We start from the raw sequence: 18,699 nt of genomic DNA on the forward strand, positions 1-18,699 counted from the left end.
CGAGCGGCGTTTCTGCCGCTGAAATGACCTGACGAACTGCGAGTTTAAAATGACGATCCCCAATGCCGCGGCTTCTCCCGCACCGTCTGCCCGGACGGATGCCGCGCCCGCGGCCTCTCCCATGGTCTCCTTCGAAGGTGTGACCAAACGCTTTGGCGGGCACGGTGGCCAGCCGGCCTTCACCGCGCTCGACGGCATCGACTTCACCGTCGCGCATGGCGCGATCACGGGTATTATCGGCCGTTCCGGTGCCGGCAAGTCAACGCTGATCCGACTGGTCAACGGGCTTGAAAAGGCGACGTCCGGCAAGGTTGTGGTCGACGGTATCGAGGTTGGCGGCTTGTCCGAAAGTGGCCTGCGCGACCTGCGCCGGCAGATCGGCATGATCTTCCAGCATTTCAATCTGCTCACCTCGCGCACCGCCTACGACAATGTGGCGCTGCCGCTGGAGATTGCCGGCGTCGATGCCAAGGCGATCAAGGCGAAGGTCGGGCCGCTGCTCGATCTCGTCGGCCTCGGTGACAAGGCAGGGCGTTATCCCTCGGAACTCTCCGGCGGCCAGAAGCAGCGCGTCGGCATTGCCCGTGCACTTGCGACCGATCCGAAGCTTCTGCTTTCCGACGAGGCGACCTCGGCGCTCGATCCGGAAACGACGCAGTCGATTCTCGAACTTTTGAAGCGCATCAATGCCGAACTCGGCCTGACCGTGCTGCTGATCACCCACGAGATGGAGGTGGTCAAGACGATCGCATCCGACGTCGCCGTGATCGACAAGGGGCGGATCGTCGAAGCAGGGCGTACGTTCGACGTTTATGCCAGCCCCAAGCACGATACGACGCGCACGCTGCTCGCATCCTCGCTGGCGCTGCCGGAATGGCTGCGGGTGGGGCTGAAGCACACGCCGTCCGCCGGCGACCGCGCCCTGGTGCGGCTCGTCTTCTTCGGCGAGACGGCCTTCCAGCCGCTGACCGCACGTCTGGTGGCCGAGCTTGGTTCCGATGTGAACATCCTTGCCGGCGGGATCGAGGAGATCGGGGGTGAGCCTTTCGGTTCGCTTGTCGTCTCGTATTCCGCCGATCCGGCCGTGCTTGCACGGGCGCAAAAATTCTATGCCGAAACCGGCCTTTCCACGGAGGTGCTCGGCTATGTCGCCTGATATGCTCTTTACCCTGCTCTACAGGGCGCTCCTGCAGACCTTGCAGATGGTGGCGATCGCCGGTGTGATCGGCTCACTGATCGGTCTGCCGATCGGTATCTTCCTGGCCACAAGCGGACGTGGCGAACTGTTTCCGGCGCCGATGGTCAACCGCATCGTCGGGCTGATCGTCAATGCCGCGCGCTCGACGCCGTTCATCATTCTCGTCGTGGCGATCATTCCGTTCACGCGGCTGATCGCCGGCACCTCGATCGGCACGAGTGCCGCCGTCGTGCCGCTGACGATCGCGACCGTTCCGTTCTTCGCCCGTCTTGTGGAGGCGGCGATCCGCGAAATCGACAAGGGGCTGATCGAGGCCGCGCGCGCCATGGGGGCGACGCCGACGCAGATCGTCTTCAAGGTGCTGCTCGCAGAAGCCCGGCCGGCGCTGATGGCGGCGCTCACCATGACCATGGTCAGCCTGATCGGTTACTCGGCGATGGTCGGTGCCGTCGGCGGCGGCGGTCTCGGCGATCTCGGCATCCGTTACGGCTACCAGCGTTTCATGCCCGAAGTCATGGCGGCCGTCGTCATCGTTCTGATCGTGCTGGTGCAGGTCGTGCAAAGCATCGGCGATGCGCTGGCGCGTCGCTTCGACAAGCGTAATCGCAAGAACTGATTTTTTTTGAGGGGTTAAGATCATGAAGACTTTGATTGCCGCAGCAACATTCGCCGCACTGTTCGCCACCGGCGCGGCGCATGCCGAGACGAAGAAGGTCGGCGTGACGCCCGGCCCGCACGCCCAGCTCGTGGAAAAGGTCAGGGAAGTGGCCGCCAAGAAGGGGCTCGAGCTGGAGATCGTCGAGTTCTCCGATTACGTCGTACCCAACCAGGCGCTGTCGGACGGCGATATCGATATCAATTCGTTCCAGCACCAGCCCTATCTCGACAACCAGGTTGCCGACCGCAAGTTCGATCTCGTCAGCGTGGCGAAGTCGGTCAATTTCCCGATGGCCGGCTATTCGAAGAAGATCAAGGCGCTGTCGGAGCTTGCGGACGGCGCATCGGTCGCCATCCCGAACGATCCGAGCAACGGCGCGCGCGCGCTCTTGCTGCTCGCTGACCAGAAGCTGATCACGCTGAAGGATGGCGTCGGCGTCAAGGCGTCGGTTGCCGACATCACCGAGAACCCGAAGAACCTCGCCATTACCGAACTCGATGCCGCCCAGCTGCCGCGTTCGCTCGATGACGTCGATCTTGCCGCCATCACCACCAACTACGCGCTTGCCGCCGGCCTCAACCCGAAGACGGACGGCATTTTCCAGGAAAGCACCAAGGCACCTTATGTCGGCGTCATCGCCGTACGGGCTGCCGACAAGGATGCCGACTGGGTGAAGACCTTCGTCGAAAGCTACCATAGCGACGAGGTGAAGGCCTTCATCGAGGAACAGTTCAAGGGTGCGATCACGCCCACCTGGTAAGCAAACTTGAGAATTGCGCCGCCGATCAACGTCAAAGACGGCCGGCGGCGTCAGGAAGAACCGAAAAACAATCTTGAGGAAACACCCATGAAGAGACTTCTTATCGCTGCCGCCATCGCAGCTCTTGCCGCCGGTTCCGCACTGGCCGAAGACATCAAGGTCGGCGTCACGCCGGGCGAGCATGCCAACATCATGGAAAAGGTCGCCGAGGTCGCCAAGACCAAGGGGCTCAACATAGAGATCATCGAATTCTCCGACTATGTCGTGCCGAACCAGGCGCTCAACGACGGCGATATCCAGGCCAACTCGTTCCAGCACCAGCCCTATCTCGACAACCAGATCACGGATCGCAAGTTCGATCTGGTCAGCGTCGGCAAGACGATCACCACCCCGATGGGCGTCTATTCCAGCAAGGTCAAAAGCCTCGAGGAACTGACGGACGGCGCTTCGGTGGCGATCCCGAACGATCCGACCAATGGCGGCCGCGCGCTGCTGGTTCTCGCCTCCAAGGGCCTGATCAAGTTCAAGGACGATGCCGGCATCAAGGTGACCGTCGCCGACATTACCGAGAACCCGAAGAACATCCAGTTCTCCGAACTCGACGCCGCCCAGCTGCCGCGCTCGCTGCAGGACGTCGATGCCGCCGTCATCAACACCAATTATGCCATGGAAGCGGGCCTCAACCCGAAGAAGGACGCGATCGCGATCGAAGGCGAGCAGTCGCCTTACGCCAACATCATCGTCGTCCGCTCCGCCGACAAGGATCAGCCCTGGGCGAAGACGCTGGTCGAATCCTACCACGACGACAGCATCCGCAAGTTCATCACCGATACCTATAACGGTGCGATCATCGCATCCTGGTAAGGTGAGATTATTTGGGGCATCGCAACCTGCGATGCCCCATATTTGAGCACAACCTTAACTGTATTTGAAGGAATTCCCGCGATAGAATTGGTGTTTCGTGAGGAGTTCCATGGGGCTGTTATCATTCCGTCTTCGACGGCCCGTGAATGTCGGGCGCAAGTCCGCCGTGACACTCATGCTCGGCGTATTCGCCGTCGTCGTCTTTCTCGTCACCCTTTTCATCCTGACCGCCGTCAACCGGATCGCCGATCACGCCAACACGCTTGACGAACAGCGGTCGCGTGCAACGACCGCCGGCGCGATCCGCACGTTCGGCGACCAGCTGCATGCGACGCTGAACGATTATGCCGCCTGGGACGATGCGGCGACCAACGTCTATGCCGAGGACGGGCACGACTGGGTCGTCAGCAATTTCGGCGACATGACCGTCAACAGCGACCTTTTCGATGTGGCGCTGGTGCTGGATGCCGAGCGCCATGTGATCATGGCCTATCAGGATGGTCAGCCGGTGACGTGGAACCCGGTCGACTATTTCGATGCCTCGCTGTGGACGCTTTTCGACAATGCCCGGTCCGTCGGGTCTGAAGCCGTGCCGGAAGCTGTCGGCTTCACCCGGACGACCAAGGGGATAGCCGCTGCCGGTGTGGCTCTCATCCGTCAGAAATCCGGCGAGATCGACCAGCCGCCGGAGAGGCGGCGCTATCTCGTCTTCGCCCGCCACCTCGATGACGACAAGGTCGCGGCCCTTTCGGAAACCTACGTGATCGGCGGCCTGCATCTCGTTCAGGGAGCGGAGCCGTCCTCGAATGCCGTTTCCGTCCGCAACGTGCACGGCCGGCAGCTCGCCACGATCGGCTGGGCGCCGCGCAAGCCCGGTGACGTCAGCTATCTGCAGGTGCGACCGCTCGTTTACAGTGCGCTCGCCATGGTCGGGCTGTTCTTTCTGCTGCTTCTGGTGGCCGGATCGAATGCCGTCAACCGGCTGAAGGCGGACGAGGCTGCCGCCCGAAAGCTGGCGATGACGGATCGACTGAGCGGGCTTTTGAACCGCGGTGGATTCTTCACCGCGCTCGACGATCTCGTCGCGGAGGCAAAACGAAAGGGACAGGACGTCACCGTCCTCTATCTCGACCTCGACGGTTTCAAGGAGGTCAACGACGCCTATGGACATGGAACGGGCGATACGCTGATCCGCAGCGTTGCTGCCGGACTGCAGATGCTGGTCGGGGAGCGTTCGGTTCTGGCGCGGGTGGGCGGCGACGAGTTCGCCATCGCGGCGTTGGCTGTTGCACCGGAGAAGTTCGTGCCGGTTCTTGCCGATCGCATTCTCGGCTTTTTCGATGAACCCTTCGTCATCGGCGAGCGGGTGGCGATGATCGGCACCAGCATCGGCGTGGCAATCTCGCCGCAGGGCACAATCTGCGGAGGGGAGCTGGTACGTTGCGCCGACATGGCCATGTACCGCGCAAAGGAAAGCGGCGGCTCGCGTTACGAGCCCTACACGCCGGGCATGGATGCCGAGCGCGAGGAGCGCAACCGGCTGGAGCTCGACCTCAGGCTGGCCATCGAACGGCGCGAGATCGTCGTCCTCTACCAGCCGGTCGTGTCCGCGGAAGACGGCCGGCTCGTCGGTATCGAGGCCTTGGCGCGCTGGAACCGCAAGGGACACGGGCCGGTATCCCCCGATGTGTTCATTCCGATTGCGGAGAGCTCCGGCCTGATCGACCAGCTCGGCCTCTTCGTGCTGCACCGGGCCTGCACCGCCGTGCGTCAGTGGCCGGGGCTGAAGCTTTCGGTCAATATCTCGCCCGGCCAGTTCCGCGATCCGGCGTTTCCGCTTCATGTGTCATCGGTGCTGGAGCGGACCGGGACGGTGCCGGCGATGGTGACGCTGGAAATGACGGAAGGCTATTTCATCCAGAATGCCGACAGGGCGAAAACCTCGATGACGGAGCTGCGCCGGCTCGGCGTCCATATCGCGCTCGATGATTTCGGTGCCGGATTTTCGAGTGTCGGCTATCTGCGTCAGTTCGGCTTCGACCGTATGAAGATCGACAAGTCGCTGGTCGATGCGCTGGAGCATGGACGCAGCGCGGCCGACATGCTGCAGGCAACGGTGGCATTGGCCCGCTCGCTCGATATTCCGGTGACGGCGGAAGGCGTGGAGACCGATGCGCAGGCGATGCAGTTGCGAATTGCCGGTTGCGATCTCCTGCAGGGCTATCTGTTCGGCCGACCCATGCCGGCCGAGGAGATCGAGGCGATCTACCGCTCAGGCACGCGCTACCGCGTTTCCATCAGTTAGAGCGTTTCAATTTAACCAGGAAACGCTCTAAAACCGCGACAGGCCGCGATCAGCCGCCAATGTGCTTCTGGCCGCGCTGTTTCGCGAGCGCGATCTGCAGCTGGCGCTGGCGGTAGCGCAGGCGGTCTTCTTCCGTGCGGCTGTCGTAGCAATGGGAGCAGGAAACGCCCTCTTCGTATTTCGGCGAGGTGATCTCTTCCGCCGTGATCGGGTTGCGGCAGGCGTGGCAGAGCTTGTGATTGCCTTCCTTCAGACCGTGCTCGACCGAGACGCGCTCGTCGAAGACGAAGCAGGCGCCTTCCCAGAGGCTTTCCTCAGCGGGCACTTCCTCGAGATATTTCAGGATGCCGCCCTTGAGGTGATAGACTTCCTCGAAGCCTTCTTCCTTCATGAAGGCCGTTGCCTTCTCGCAGCGGATGCCGCCGGTGCAGTACATGGCGATCTTCGGCTTGTTGTGCAGGCCGGTATTGTTGCGCACCCAGTCGGGAAACTCGCGGAAGGTCTTGGTGTTCGGGTCGACCGCGCCCTTGAATATGCCGATCGCCGTCTCGTAATCGTTGCGGGTGTCGATGAGGATCGTTTCCGGATCGGAGATCAGCGCGTTCCAGTCCTTCGGATCGACATAGGTGCCGACGATGCGGTTGGGGTCGATGTCCTCGACGCCCATGGTGACGATCTCTTTCTTGAGCTTCACCTTCATGCGCACGAAGGGCATTTTCGACGCGCGGCTTTCCTTGTGCTCCAGCGTGGCGAATTCCGGCTGGGCGCGTAGGTGGGAGAGCAGTCTCGCGATCGCAGCGTCGGTGCCGGCGACGGTGCCGTTAATGCCCTCGCGGGCGATCAGCAGCGTGCCCTTGATGCCGTTCTCGTCACAAAATGCCTGCAACGGCGCGCGAAAATCCTCGAAACGCTCGAAGCGTGCGAAGTGATAGAGAGCGGCAACGAGGAAGCCGTCAGCCGAGGTCGGCCGCGATGTGATCTGATTGTCTGTCATGCGGGCTCAAATACAGCGCTATTGCTGTCCGTGCAATGTCTCTTCTTCTTCGACGTACAGCGCTTTCCGGGGCTTTTTGGGCTTCGGCGCGCCGGCTGCCCTCTTCCAGAGGAGAGCGATCAGGCCGGCTTCCATTTCAGGCGTTTCGGCGAAAACGCTGTCGGCCATATCAAGCGCCTCTTCCCTGAGGATCTGTTGCCTTGCGATGATGGCGGCGAGAAGGCGGGCGAGCGTTTCGCCGGTGCCGAAAAGGTTCGGTTCCGCATCCGCGAGCGCTGTCAGAACCGAGAGATCGTGCTCGTGGCCGAGCAGGTCGACGAGCGCCTTGCATTCCAGCTGTTTGGTCCGCATCGCCGATGGCCAGATATCGCGCAACAGGGACAGATGCATCCAGTAGGCCTGCGCGCTCTTGCGCAGGTCGTGATAGTTTTCCGCCCCGCCGCACTGCTCGCAGGCGTCGCGTGCGACATGCGCCTTCTTAAGCTGCCGGCGCCATGCCTTGCCGAGATGCCTGGCGGTCTTTGCCGGCGTGTCGGACAGTTTCAGGTCGTCGAGCGCCATGATCGCGTCGCGGCAGGCATCGACGGCGGTTGCCATTTTCGCGGATAAGTCATGCTCTTGCGAGGCGATGCGGTCGCGCCTTGCGGACAGGGTTTCGCGGGCGTCGGACAATGTTTCGCGCTCCTCGTCGGAGGCTGCAAAACCCATCAGGTAATCGAGGGTCTCGACCAGAGCGGTCGCATCGCGCACCGCCGAAAGCGAATGTGCGACATCGCGGATGCGGGCGTTTTCCCTTGAACGGAAATCCGGTGCATCCTGCTGGATGAGGCGATAGAGCGCGCGCACCCGCTTGAAGCGTTTTCGTGCATCGTGGACCGCCTCGTGCGGACCATCCGGCTGGTCGCCCAGATGGCGGATCGCCTTTTCGAGCTGGTTTTCGGCAACCGCGCGGAATTCTGCGGTGAAGGACTTACGAGGCCGCAAACGGTAGGCCATTGACCAACTCCTCGCTCAGATCCTCGGTTGCCATGACGGCGTTTGAATAGCGCCGGTCGCCGGTGATTTCCCGGCCGATCCAGGAGGGCAGGGCGGGCTGCGTCTTCTCGTCGGGCAGTTCGACCTCGGCGACGATAAGGCCGGTATAGGTGCCGGCATAGACATCGACCTCGAAGATATGGCCCTCGAACGGCACCTGGTATCGGGTCTTTTCCAGAACGACGCCAAGCGCCTGCGCGGCCATGTCGTGCGCGTCCTGCAGCGGGATATCGTATTCGAACTCGTCACGGGCGAAGAGATTGCGACCCATCTTGATTGTCAGGCGTGCCCGTTCCTCATCCATGATGCGGATACGCACCGAGCGATCCTTGCCGGCGGCGATATAGGCCTGGAGGAAATCGGATGACGAGGATGCCTCCGTGCGCCAGCCATCGCCGGTGACCAGGTACTTTCGTTCAATTTCTATCGCCATGCCATGCCGTCCATCCTGCTGTGTCGATAACAACCTAGGGCAAACACCATGTCAGGAAAATGCGTTCTGTCGCAGAGGCCCGTTTTTTCTCGACAATGGCGATTTCGGCGCTTATTCCCGAAGGCATATTTCAATCGTTTTGGGAGGTTCCGTCGTGGCGAGCAAAACCGAGAAACTGCTTACCATCCTCAAGCTGCAGCCGGTCGTTCCGGTGCTGATCGTCGATGACGCGAAATCGGCTGTCGGCCTGGCTAAGGCGCTCGTCGCCGGTGGTCTTCGCGCCATCGAGATCACGATGCGCACGCCGGCGGCGCTCGATGCGGTGAAGGCGGTCGCTCAGGAAGTGGAAGGCGCCAATGTCGGCGCCGGCACCATCCTCAATGCGCGCGACTGGGACGCGGCCGTCAAGGCCGGCTCGACCTTCATCGTGTCTCCGGGCGTGACCGAAGGCGTGCTTGCCGCAGCCGCCGATTCCCCTGTGCCGCTGTTGCCGGGTTCTGCGACCGCCAGCGAAGTAATGAAGCTTCGCGAAGCCGGCTATGACGTGATGAAATTCTTCCCCGCAGAGCAGGCCGGCGGCGCTTCCATGCTGAAAGCCTTCTCGTCGCCGCTCGCCGGCACGTTCTTCTGCCCGACGGGCGGCATTTCGCTGAAAAATGCCAAGGATTACCTGGCGCTGCCGAATGTCGTCTGCGTCGGCGGTTCCTGGGTCGCGCCAAAGGAGCTGGTTGCGGCCGGCGACTGGGCCGGTATCACCAAGCTTGCCTCGGAAGCTTTTGCGCTGAGGGGCTGATCCGGCCGTTCGCGGGTCGGTTCGTATCTGACAATTTCGTTATCGATCGCGCGAGAAAATTGTTTTTCCGCGCGATCGCTCCCATATCTCCTGAGAAATTCAACCAACAGGAGATATTGATGTTCGACGCAAAGAAGCTTCTCGACCAGTTCCTCGGTTCGCAGGCTGGTGGTTATGCGGGAGGCGGCCATGCGAAAGGCGGCAAGTCTGGAGGGATCTCCGACTGGGCCGGCAAGGCTACGGACATCGCCCGCAACAACCCGCTGAAATCGGCCGGTATCGCTGCCGCCATCCTCGGTACCAAGACCGGCCGCAAGATGGCCGGCAATGCGGTGACGATCGGCGGTATCGCGGCGGTCGCCGGTCTTGGCTATCTCGCCTACAAGAACTACAAGTCCGGCCAGTCGCCACAGGCGGCGCCGCAGCCGCAGCCTGCGTCCAATACTCCGATCGCCCTGCCGCCGGCCGACAGCGCCTTCAGCCTGGAATCACCGCAGCTTTCCAATGATTTTGCGCTGACGCTGGTGCGCGCAATGATCGCGGCCGCCAAGGCCGACGGCCATATCGACCAGAGCGAACGGGCCAATATCATGGAAAAGATCCATGCGGTCGATCTCGGCGCAGAGGCGGAAGCGTTCATCGCCGAAGAGCTGGCGAACCCGGTCGATATCGACGAGCTGGTCGCCGCCGCGCGCACCGAGGAGCAGAAGGTCGAGCTTTACACGGCAACCCGTCTTACCATCGATCCCGATACGCGCGCCGAGCGCGGTTATCTCGACATGCTGGCCGGTCGCCTCAACCTGCCGGATGCGTTGATCGATCATATCGATGCGACCGTATCTTCGGTGAAGGTCGCATCGTAACCAAAAGCGGTCCTTGGAAATGACGGCAGGGCGCGATTCGCGTCCTGTCTCCCGCCGGGTGTCAGATGTCCGTCCCGCCATGCCTGCGCCTCAGCAGCATCTCGAGCTTGCGCCACAAGCTTTCGGGTTCCTTCTGGCCGATCAGCGATCGGCCCTGGCGCGTGATCGAGATAACGGCGCCGGCAGACCATTCCCCGCCGTGATCGAGGCGTATCAGCTTCCGTGCTTCCGCGTCCCGAAAGTGATCTTCCACTTCAAGACGGCCGAATTCATCTTCGTCGACCAGCAAATCTCCGCCATTTTCGGAAATCCTCATAAGCAACGTGAGTAATAGAGGGTCCGTCGGGCGTCTTTCGGGCAGATTTACGGGCATTATGTCGATCCCATTTCCTGCGCAATATTTAAATCTATATTCAGGCCCCATCAATATGGAGGGGTTTCGAAGATATGACGGATGACATTTTATAGGTGCAGCTTGCGGGACTGGCGCATCGGCGAATGGTCTTCCTACAGGCGCCGCCATGCGGATGACGAACTGGGCGAGCGGCCGTTGCGATCGTTGATTTCACCCATTCTTTGACTTAAGCCTCGTTGCATCAATGCGAGGCCCTGTCGATGCGCGATCTGAAAAGCTACAAAGTTGCAGCCCCCGCACCCGTTACCTTGAAAGGACGGTTGCTGAGCCTCGAACCCTATGACCGCGAGCTGCATCTGGCCGGTCTGTGGGAGGCGCTGGGCGGCGAGGGGATCAATGAGCTGATCCGCTATTTCCCCAATGACGATTACCGCACGCCGGACGAATTCGATGCCTGGCTGCAGGGCGCGCGTGCCAATCTGAGCTTCGTCACGCTGGTGGCGCGCGAAAACGCATCCGGCAAGATCGTCGGCATGGCGAGCTACATGCGCCCGGACCCGAAGAACGGTGTGGTCGAGGTTGGTTCGGTGGCGCATGGCGAGGCGATGAAGCGGTCGCCGATGTCGACGGAACTGCATTACCTGATGGCGAAACACGTGTTCGACGACCTCGATTACCGTCGCTATGAATGGAAGTGTCACAACGAGAACGAGCCGAGCAAGAAGACGGCGATCCGCTATGGCTTCGCCTTCGAGGGCGTGTTCCGCCAGCATGTGATTTCACGCGGAGCGAACCGCGATACGGCGTGGTTCTCGATGATCGACAGCGAATGGCCGCTCAACAGGGCAGCCTTCGAGGCATGGCTTTCGCCCGATAATTTCGAGGCCGATGGAGACCAGAAGCGGCGGCTGGAGGATATCCGCGCCGAACTCGCGACCGGAAACGGCGCATGAAGCCGGAGAACCGATCTCAGGTCATCGGCGCTGCCGTGGTGATGATCGGCGCCGTGCTGGTCATCTATTTCCTGCCGACCCTCGTTCTGTGGATCGGCCAGTACTCCCCCGTCATGGCCTTCATCACCGGGGCGGTGCTGCTGCTCGGTTTTTTCTGGGTGTTCTGGCTGCGGGCGCGCTATCAGAGACGCAAGCGGGGGGAGTAGCCCCGCCTGCCATTGTCGTCATGCCATTCAGGCGGCCCTGGCTATGCCATCCAGCTCGGCGATCGCATCGGCGGGCAGAGTGATCCCGGCCACAGCCAGATTTTCCGCAAGGTGACCGCGCGATGACGTGCCGGGAATGAGCAGGATATTGGGCGAGCGCTGCAGAAGCCACGCGAGGGCCACCTGCATCGGCGTGACGTCGAGGCGCGCTGCGACATCCGACAGGGTTGACGATTGCAGCGGCGAGAAGCCGCCGAGCGGGAAGAAAGGCACATAGGCTATGCCCGCCGCCGCCAGCTGGTCGATCAGGGCGTCGTCTTCGCGATGGGCGAGATTGTAGTGGTTCTGGATGCAGACGATGTCGGTGATCTTGCGGCCGTCGGCAACCTGTCTGGCGGTCACGTTCGACAGACCCACATGCTTGACGAGGCCCTGACGTTGCAGGTCGGCGAGCACGCTCAACGGTTCTTCCAGCGACCCTTCTGCCGGGCCGTGGACACTGAACATGGCGCGCAGATTGACCACCTCGATCACGTCGAGGCCGAGATTGCGCAGGTTGTCGTGGATGGCGCTTGTCAGTGCTTCCTTTGAGAAGGCGGGGTTCCACGAGGCGTCGTCGCCGCGTACCGCCCCGATCTTGGTGACGATGACGAGGTCGTCGGCATACGGGTGCAGTGCTTCCTTGATGATCTGGTTGGTGACGTGAGGGCCGTAGAAGTCGCTCGTGTCGATGTGATCGACGCCGCCCTCGACGGCGGCGCGCAGCACTGCGATTGCCTCTGCGCGGTCCTTCGGTGGGCCGAAGACGCCTTTTCCGGCAAGCTGCATGGCGCCGTAACCGAGGCGCTTGACGCTGCGATCGCCCAGTTTGAACAGTCCGGATTTTTCGATGCTGGTCATGGGATGACTCCTTCATTCGGGTGAGCTGAAGATAGAGCCGGTTGGTTCGTTCTGGAATAGATGCTAATCCGTACAGGCTGTACGGAGAGGCGGACAATGAAATTCGATGTGGGCGAGCTCGGTTCCTTTATCGCGGTAGCACGGGCCGGCGGGTTTCGGCAGGCGGCACGGCAATCGGGTGGCAGTGCGTCGGGGTTGAGCGATGCCGTCAGGCGGCTGGAGACGCAGCTCGGCGTCCGGCTTTTGAACCGGACGACACGCAGCGTCGTGCCGACGGAGGCCGGTCGTGCCCTGTTGGAGCGGCTCGGGCCAGCCATTTCGGAAATGGAGGCGGCACTCGATGTCGCCGGCGGTTTTCGCGATCGGCCGGCTGGCCTGTTGCGGCTGAACGTGCCGGTCAGTGCCGCGCGGCTGGTGCTGCCGGGTATCGTTCCGGGCTTTCTTGCCGCCTATCCCGATATCCGGCTCGAAATCGTCACCGATGAGAGTTTCGTCGATATCATCGCTACCGGATGCGATGCCGGCATTCGCTATGACGAACGGCTGGAGCAGGACATGATCGCGGTGCCGATCGGTCCGCGCGTCCAGCGCTTCGCCCTCGGCGCGTCACCCGCCTATCTCGAAAGGCACGGCCGCCCAGAGCATCCGCGTGATCTGCTGGCGCATTCCTGCATTCGCGGGCGCTTTGGCGATCGCGCCATGCTGCCGTGGGAATTCGAGCGGAATGGAGAGGTGGTCGTGGTGGACCCGCCGGCGCGGATGATCGTGCAGGCCGGCGGAGGCTCGGATCTGGCGATCGAGGCCGCAGTTGCAGGCGTCGGTGTCATGGCTTTGTTCGAGGATTGGCTGAGGCCGCATTTCGAACGTGGTGTGCTCGAGCCGGTGCTGGAGGATTGGTGGGAGAGCTTTTCGGGACCGTATCTCTACTATTCCGGCCGCCGGCTGGTGCCGGCACCGCTGCGCGCCTTCGTCGATTTCGTCAAGGCGCATCGTGGCGCGTGACGGGATGAAGGCGGTCCGTCAGGCCTGCAACGATGCGCCGAGCAGGCTCAGACCGATCAGGAGCACAAAGAGCGCGCCGGCGATCTCGATGCCGTGGCCGATGCGCCTGCCGGTGGGTGACGATGGGCCGGCGAGCCTGAGCGCCGCATCCTTGGCGGTGACGGCGAGCGTGGCGAGCACGGTGACGGTGATTGCCGTGCCGATCGACATGGCGAGAACCGACAGGATGCCGCCGAGATAAAGGCCGTTCAAGAGCGAGAAGCTCATGACCAGAATGGCGCCGGAACACGGGCGCAGGCCAACCGCGATTATGGCCGACCAGGCTTCCTTCAGATTGAAGTTCTTGCCCGAGAGTGCCTTCGGGTCCGGCATGTGGCTGACGCCGCAGGTTTCGCAGTAATCGCCGTCGCCTTCGTAATCATGGTCGTCGATTTCGACGGCCTTGAAGCTGAGGCCGGTCGTGCTGCGCGTCGCCGACGGGCCGTCGAAGAGGCCGGCGGTTGCCGTTGCCGTCTCCGGCGTGCGCACCAGGCGCAGCCTCAGAGAGCGGATCTTCTTTACCAGCAGCCAGCCGCCGAACAGGGCGACGAGCGCATAGCTTGCCACTTCCATCGTCCATGTCGCCTGGGTCATGGTGATGCCGGAGCCGCGCAGGGCCACAAAGGCTGCGGCGACGACCAGGATCGCGACAAGGCCCTGAAGCAGGGCCGAGATGAACGAGATGACCACGCCGCGGCGCAGCTCCACCTCGTTGGCGATCATGTAGGAGGAAATGACCGCCTTGCCGTGGCCGGGGCCGGCGGCATGAAAGACGCCATAGGCAAACGACAGGCCGATGAGGCTGGACAGCGCGTAAGGGTCTTCGCGCATCGCCCGCAGCGCGCCGGTCAGCGCCCGGTAGAAGGACTGCTGGTAGTAGTTGATCCAGTTGAAGAAGGGGGCGAGGGGGCCGCCGACGGAAAACGAGGGTTCGGCCGAGCCGACGCCGAGCGGCGACTGGGCGTGGGCGATGTTGGCGAGCGCCAGCGTGGCAAGCGACAAAATGGCGAGTGTTGCCACGACGCGCGCGCGCCGGCGTTCTGCCCCTGCGGATTTCAGCATGTCAGCTCCAGGCGGGTCGCGAACATTTTCGACATGTCGGTGCCGGTCGGGTCGTTGAAGAACGCATCGGTCAGAGAGGCGCTGTTTTGCGAGAGAACCTCGTCCGGGTCGGGCCGAACGACCTGATGCTTGCAATGGCTGAAGCCCGCGCCTTCTGCGACCAGATCCTTGTCGGTCGGGAAGTCGATGGCCGTATACATGGTCGGGTCGTAGATGCCGAAGGTCAGGCGGCCCTTGAGCGGCATCGGCTTGTCGGGCTTGACGGCGAAGAAGACCAGGATCTGGTTGTCCTGGAAACTCACGTGGATGGCGTCCGGCTTGACGACGCCGACCGGTGCGCCGTTGAGCGACAGGGTGGTGAAATAGCTGTAGTCGCCAAGCGAGGTGCGCATCGTCTCGCCGAGTTCGGCAAGCTCGTCCTCGTCCAGTTTCAGGTTGGTATTCTTGTCGAAATCCAGGAGGACGCTGGAGGAGAACACCTCGTCGAAGCGCCAGACATTGCGCAGCTCGGCAACATTGCCGTCATCGCCGGCAATCACTTCCAGCCGCGATTCGACGAAGATATGCGGATGCGCGAGGGCGGGCAGGGGCAGAGCCGAGGCCGCAATGACAGTGATGGTCGCAAGTCTCTTCCGCATCGGCTTCAGCATCCCAATTCGTCCGCTTCGTGCTGTGCCGTCGAAATGGGACGGAATTTCGACTCAGGCGTTATAGAGTTACCGTTTCAATGCGTCATCTTTATCGCGGGCGTTCATCTCGCCTGCTTGAACCAGTTGGCGAGAAAGTCGACGAAGCTGCGCACCTTGGCCGGCAGGTAGCGACGGTGCGGATAAACGGCGTAGATGCCGCGATCCTTGATGATGTAGTCATCGAACAGGGTGACGAGCTCGCCCGATTGGATTGAGCTGTTGGCGATGAAATCCGGGACGATGGCAACGCCGAGGCCGGCGCGTGCGGCGCGCAGCGTCGCTTGCGGGCTGTTGACCTCGATCGGGCCGGAAACACCGACGGAGATGGTCGAGCCGTCCTTTTCGACGAAGCGGATATTGTTGTGCCAACGGGAGTTGGTGTCGATGATGAAGGGCGTGCCGTTCAGTTGCTGCGGATGGTCCAGCGGGCCGTATTGAGCGACCACATCGGCCGTGGCGACTGCATGGACGCGGAAATCGCTGAGCTTCTTGGCGATCATGCCGGAATCCTCAAGTCGCGTGATGCGGATCGCGAGGTCGAAATTCTCCTCGATCAGATCGACGAAGCGGTCGTCGGCAACGATTTCCAGCTGCACGTCCGGATGCGCCTTGGCGAAATCGATCAGCGACTGGCCGACCTCGGCATCGAGGAAGGTGCGCGGCACGGATATGCGCAGGCGGCCTTTCAGATCGGCATTGCCCTCGCGCACCAGGTCGGCGAGGTTGTCGATCTCCTTCAGGATATCGGAAGCGCTGCGATAATAGGTGTGTCCCGCCTCCGTCAGCGAGAACTGCCGCGTCGTGCGGTTGAGCAGGAGCGCGCCGAGATCGTCCTCAAGCTCGCGGACATATTTCGACAGCAGCGCCTTGGAGCGGCCCGTGCGACGGGCGGCAGCGGAAAAACCTTCGGCCTCGACCACGTCGATGAAGGCGCGCATGCGGGTGAGTGTGTCCATGGGGAAGAGGGCTCCAGATTATGCGCGATTACTCGGTCAGGCCGAGGGCAAAAGCAAGGGCCACGTTAATTCGCTGAAGATCCGCATCGCTTAACCGGTCAATCGCATAACCGATGCGGTGCCGATGATTAGATCGCCACGTCTCGTTCGAGATTGCGATCCTCGTTGCCGGCCATGAGATTGCTTTCTCCTAAATCCCGCAAAATGCCCACGAAATCGCCCCGTCATGGCCATGTTGATCGCCTGTAATCCGCCCGTCGTTTTCGTGCGGTACGGGCATCCGTAAACAGGTTGTAGATTTTTTGCGGAGGCGCAAAAAACCTCTTGATTATGACGGCGAATATTCTTATTTCCCGTGCTGCCCAAAGTCGCACGTGCCTGTGGGTGTCCGCCGACCCTCGAACTGAGATCATTCTCTAAGGTGAGGTCATCGGTAAGGTACCTGGAACTAACCGCTCCAGTCGCTATTCCGGCCAACCGGGAAATGCGAGGACATCTTGAAGCAACGACGGTGCGGGCCTTTCTAGTCTCTGCGTGCTTTCCATCAGCGCGCAATTCTGAAGAGGCACACCTGAATTGCCGGAAGTGCGGTAGGGACAACCCGCCAATCCAAGGCAGACAAAGCCGGATCAAAGCCCGTGGCAGGGCGTTGGTCCACTGTTCGCGCGGTAGAGCGTGTCTAGGTTCCGGGGTCTCCATCGGCCGGGCCTTGCGCATTCTCATCCGCCCTTTGTCCTCCGGTTCGCAGCCGGAGCTTTGAGATTTTGAAGGGACTGACCGATGACCACTGCTCGCATCCTCGACTTCATCAACACCCGACGTCCGGAAGGCCCGTGCCTCGTCGTCGATACCGATGTCGTCCGCGACAACTACAACGCCTTCCGTCATGCCCTGCCGGACAGCGCGATCTATTACGCGGTCAAGGCGAACCCGGAACCGGCAATCCTTCAGCTGCTCGCCTCGCTCGGCTCGAGCTTCGATTGCGCCTCGGTTGCCGAAGTACAGATGGCGCTTGCCGCCGGTGCAACCGCCGACCGCATTTCCTTCGGCAACACGATCAAGAAGGAGCGCGATGTTGCGCGCGCTTTCGAACTCGGTGTCAACCTGTTCGCCGTCGACAGCCATGAGGAAGTCGAGAAGATTTCCCGTGCCGCTCCCGGCGCGAAGGTGTTCTGCCGCGTGCTGACCGATGGCGAAGGTGCCGAATGGCCGCTGTCGCGCAAGTTCGGCTGCGTCCCGCAGATGGCCGTCGACGTTCTCGTCTACGCTCACCAGCTGGGTCTGGAAAGCTACGGCGTGTCCTTCCATGTCGGCTCGCAGATGACCAAGGTCGATGCCTGGGATTCGGCGCTGGCCGATGCCAAGCGCGTCTTCGCATCGCTGGCCAAGCAGGGCATCGTCCTGCAGATGGTCAACATGGGCGGCGGCTTCCCGACCAAGTACCTGCGCGACATCCCGAAGGCCGAGGAATACGGCCAGGCGATCTCCGCTTCGCTGCGCAAGCATTTCGGCAACAACCTGCCGAAGACGATCATCGAGCCGGGTCGCGGCATGGTCGGCAATGCAGGCGTGATCAAGGCGGAAGTCGTGCTCGTGTCGCGCAAGTCGGACAATGACAACCATCGCTGGGTCTTCCTCGACATCGGCAAGTTCGGCGGTCTGGCCGAAACCATGGACGAGGCGATCCGCTACCCGATCCGCACTGCGCGTGACGGCGACGAGATGGAACCCTGCGTTCTGGCCGGCCCGACCTGCGATTCTGCCGACGTGTTGTACGAAAAGAACATGTATCCGCTGCCGCTCACCCTTTCGATCGGCGACGAAGTTCTGATCGAAGGCACCGGCGCCTACACGACGACCTACTCGGCCGTCGCCTTCAACGGCTTCGAGCCGCTCAAGGCCTATGTGATCTAAGACGTTTTAACGTCTCAAGTTTCGCGGTTCCCGTACCTCCAGGCGGGAGCCGCACACCCACAATGAAACCTCGATACCGTCTGAAACGGTTTTAAGTTCGGGAGGCCCAAGGATGGCCACTGTTCTTGATTCTGTGCGCGCATTCTTTGCGCCTGCTCAAACCTATACGATCGATGCCGAGACCCCGGCGGATGTTGTTGCCCGCGAAAACCTGCTCGACCAGGCCATGGGCCCCGACCGCCGCAAAAAGTCTTCGGAAAAAATCCGTCGCAACCGCCTGCCGGCCGAAGGCCTGGCGATTGTCGCGCGCGATGGCGAAGGCCATGTGATCGGCACCGTCCGCCTGTGGAATATCGAGGCCGGCATTTCGCCGGAAGGCAGCGCCATCGATGCGCTGCTGCTCGGTCCGCTCGCCGTCGATCCGGCGCATGAGGGCAAGGGTATCGGTGCGGCCCTGATGCGGGCGGCGATCGCCGAGGCGCATCACCGCGCCCATGGCGCCATCCTGCTTGTCGGCGATGCCGCCTATTACGAGAGATTCGGTTTCGTCGCCGAAAAGACCGCGCATCTCGTGATGCCCGGCCCGTTCCAGCGCGACCGCTTTCTGGCGCTGGAACTCAAGGCGGGCTGGCTTGCCGGTGCTGCAGGCATGATCGTTGCGAGCGGCCGCAAGCTGGCCTGATCCATAAAGCGGTTCAGCAAGGCAGGCCCTGCTGCCGT

Annotated in this window: 20 protein-coding genes; 12 read left to right on the forward strand and 8 right to left on the reverse strand. The window is 62.0% G+C overall.

Annotated elements, in window-relative coordinates; translation table 11 throughout:
- The first annotated feature begins 49 nt into the window (after positions 1-49).
- The 5 genes from AC0JZ4_RS09325 (at position 50) to AC0JZ4_RS09345 (ending at position 5,785) form a co-directional block, all read left to right on the forward strand.
- Positions 50-1,156 (forward strand): methionine ABC transporter ATP-binding protein, encoded by a 1,107-nt coding sequence (locus tag AC0JZ4_RS09325; RefSeq protein WP_471886105.1) that lies wholly within the window; start codon positions 50-52, stop codon positions 1,154-1,156.
- Complete coding sequence (locus AC0JZ4_RS09330; RefSeq protein WP_471886106.1) at positions 1,146-1,814, forward strand: methionine ABC transporter permease; 669 nt, start codon at positions 1,146-1,148, stop codon at positions 1,812-1,814. Before AC0JZ4_RS09325 ends, AC0JZ4_RS09330 begins: the two co-directional genes overlap by 11 nt.
- A gap of 22 nt (positions 1,815-1,836) precedes the next feature.
- Complete coding sequence (locus AC0JZ4_RS09335) at positions 1,837-2,616, forward strand: MetQ/NlpA family ABC transporter substrate-binding protein (protein WP_471886107.1); 780 nt, start codon at positions 1,837-1,839, stop codon at positions 2,614-2,616.
- Positions 2,617-2,703: 87 nt separating this feature from the next.
- Positions 2,704-3,480, forward strand: a complete 777-nt coding sequence (locus AC0JZ4_RS09340) for a MetQ/NlpA family ABC transporter substrate-binding protein (RefSeq protein ID WP_471886108.1) — start codon at positions 2,704-2,706, stop codon at positions 3,478-3,480.
- Between the two features lie 109 nt (positions 3,481-3,589).
- The gene (locus AC0JZ4_RS09345; protein ID WP_471886109.1) at positions 3,590-5,785 is read left to right on the forward strand and encodes an EAL domain-containing protein; all 2,196 of its coding nucleotides are present in this window, start codon (positions 3,590-3,592) and stop codon (positions 5,783-5,785) included.
- A 49-nt stretch (positions 5,786-5,834) separates the two neighbouring features.
- On the opposite strand, the gene trhO is transcribed toward AC0JZ4_RS09345, so the two are convergent.
- The 3 genes from trhO to AC0JZ4_RS09360 are packed head-to-tail and all read right to left on the reverse strand — an operon-like array spanning position 5,835 to position 8,247.
- Positions 5,835-6,779, reverse strand: coding sequence for an oxygen-dependent tRNA uridine(34) hydroxylase TrhO (trhO, locus tag AC0JZ4_RS09350; RefSeq protein ID WP_471886110.1), 945 nt, complete (start codon positions 6,777-6,779; stop codon positions 5,835-5,837).
- Positions 6,780-6,797: 18 nt separating this feature from the next.
- Positions 6,798-7,775, reverse strand: a complete 978-nt coding sequence (locus AC0JZ4_RS09355) for a CHAD domain-containing protein (protein WP_471886111.1) — start codon at positions 7,773-7,775, stop codon at positions 6,798-6,800.
- Positions 7,750-8,247: a CYTH domain-containing protein gene (locus AC0JZ4_RS09360; protein WP_471886112.1), complete on the reverse strand. Its 498-nt coding sequence runs from the start codon at positions 8,245-8,247 to the stop codon at positions 7,750-7,752. The genes AC0JZ4_RS09355 and AC0JZ4_RS09360 overlap by 26 nt, the downstream gene beginning before the upstream one ends.
- Before the next feature lie 154 nt (positions 8,248-8,401).
- Here AC0JZ4_RS09360 and AC0JZ4_RS09365 point away from each other — a divergent pair, with 154 nt between their 5' ends.
- Positions 8,402-9,040 (forward strand): 2-dehydro-3-deoxy-phosphogluconate aldolase, encoded by a 639-nt coding sequence (locus AC0JZ4_RS09365; protein WP_471886113.1) that lies wholly within the window; start codon positions 8,402-8,404, stop codon positions 9,038-9,040.
- Between the two features lie 119 nt (positions 9,041-9,159).
- Positions 9,160-9,903, forward strand: a complete 744-nt coding sequence (locus AC0JZ4_RS09370; RefSeq protein ID WP_471886114.1) for a tellurite resistance TerB family protein — start codon at positions 9,160-9,162, stop codon at positions 9,901-9,903.
- A gap of 61 nt (positions 9,904-9,964) precedes the next feature.
- On the opposite strand, the gene AC0JZ4_RS09375 is transcribed toward AC0JZ4_RS09370, so the two are convergent.
- Entirely contained in the window at positions 9,965-10,276 is a 312-nt protein-coding gene (locus AC0JZ4_RS09375; RefSeq protein ID WP_471886115.1) for a hypothetical protein, read from the reverse strand.
- A gap of 242 nt (positions 10,277-10,518) precedes the next feature.
- On the opposite strand from AC0JZ4_RS09375, the gene AC0JZ4_RS09380 reads away from it, so the two are divergent.
- Together AC0JZ4_RS09380 and AC0JZ4_RS09385 are read left to right on the forward strand one after the other, a co-directional pair.
- Positions 10,519-11,211 carry a GNAT family N-acetyltransferase gene (locus AC0JZ4_RS09380; protein WP_471886116.1) on the forward strand — a complete coding sequence of 231 codons (693 nt, stop codon included), beginning with the start codon at positions 10,519-10,521 and terminating at the stop codon, positions 11,209-11,211.
- Positions 11,208-11,417, forward strand: coding sequence for a hypothetical protein (locus AC0JZ4_RS09385; RefSeq protein WP_471886117.1), 210 nt, complete (start codon positions 11,208-11,210; stop codon positions 11,415-11,417). The genes AC0JZ4_RS09380 and AC0JZ4_RS09385 overlap by 4 nt, the downstream gene beginning before the upstream one ends.
- 27 nt (positions 11,418-11,444) lie before the next feature.
- Here the strand turns inward: AC0JZ4_RS09385 and AC0JZ4_RS09390 are convergent, their stop codons facing one another.
- The gene (locus AC0JZ4_RS09390; RefSeq protein ID WP_471886118.1) at positions 11,445-12,317 is read right to left on the reverse strand and encodes an aldo/keto reductase family oxidoreductase; all 873 of its coding nucleotides are present in this window, start codon (positions 12,315-12,317) and stop codon (positions 11,445-11,447) included.
- A 96-nt stretch (positions 12,318-12,413) separates the two neighbouring features.
- Here AC0JZ4_RS09390 and AC0JZ4_RS09395 point away from each other — a divergent pair, with 96 nt between their 5' ends.
- Positions 12,414-13,319, forward strand: a complete 906-nt coding sequence (locus AC0JZ4_RS09395; protein ID WP_471886119.1) for a LysR family transcriptional regulator — start codon at positions 12,414-12,416, stop codon at positions 13,317-13,319.
- 18 nt (positions 13,320-13,337) lie between these two features.
- Here the strand turns inward: AC0JZ4_RS09395 and AC0JZ4_RS09400 are convergent, their stop codons facing one another.
- The 3 genes from AC0JZ4_RS09400 to AC0JZ4_RS09410 all read right to left on the reverse strand — a co-directional run bounded on the left by AC0JZ4_RS09400 (position 13,338) and on the right by AC0JZ4_RS09410 (position 16,065).
- The gene (locus tag AC0JZ4_RS09400; RefSeq protein ID WP_471886120.1) at positions 13,338-14,420 is read right to left on the reverse strand and encodes a nickel/cobalt transporter; all 1,083 of its coding nucleotides are present in this window, start codon (positions 14,418-14,420) and stop codon (positions 13,338-13,340) included.
- Positions 14,414-15,058: a DUF1007 family protein gene (locus AC0JZ4_RS09405; protein ID WP_471886121.1), complete on the reverse strand. Its 645-nt coding sequence runs from the start codon at positions 15,056-15,058 to the stop codon at positions 14,414-14,416. Before AC0JZ4_RS09405 ends, AC0JZ4_RS09400 begins: the two co-directional genes overlap by 7 nt.
- 113 nt (positions 15,059-15,171) lie before the next feature.
- Positions 15,172-16,065, reverse strand: a complete 894-nt coding sequence (locus AC0JZ4_RS09410; protein WP_471886122.1) for a LysR family transcriptional regulator — start codon at positions 16,063-16,065, stop codon at positions 15,172-15,174.
- A gap of 780 nt (positions 16,066-16,845) precedes the next feature.
- Between AC0JZ4_RS09410 and odc2 the strand changes: the two genes are divergently transcribed.
- Together odc2 and AC0JZ4_RS09420 are read left to right on the forward strand one after the other, a co-directional pair.
- A complete protein-coding gene (gene odc2, locus AC0JZ4_RS09415; RefSeq protein ID WP_471886123.1) occupies positions 16,846-17,979 on the forward strand; it encodes an ornithine/lysine decarboxylase in 1,134 nt (377 codons plus the stop codon).
- A 112-nt stretch (positions 17,980-18,091) separates the two neighbouring features.
- On the forward strand, positions 18,092-18,661 hold the full coding sequence (locus tag AC0JZ4_RS09420) for a GNAT family N-acetyltransferase (protein ID WP_471886124.1): 570 nt from the start codon (positions 18,092-18,094) through the stop codon (positions 18,659-18,661).
- Positions 18,662-18,699 lie beyond the last annotated feature (38 nt).

It is taken from the genome of [Rhizobium] kunmingense (assembly GCF_977018605.1).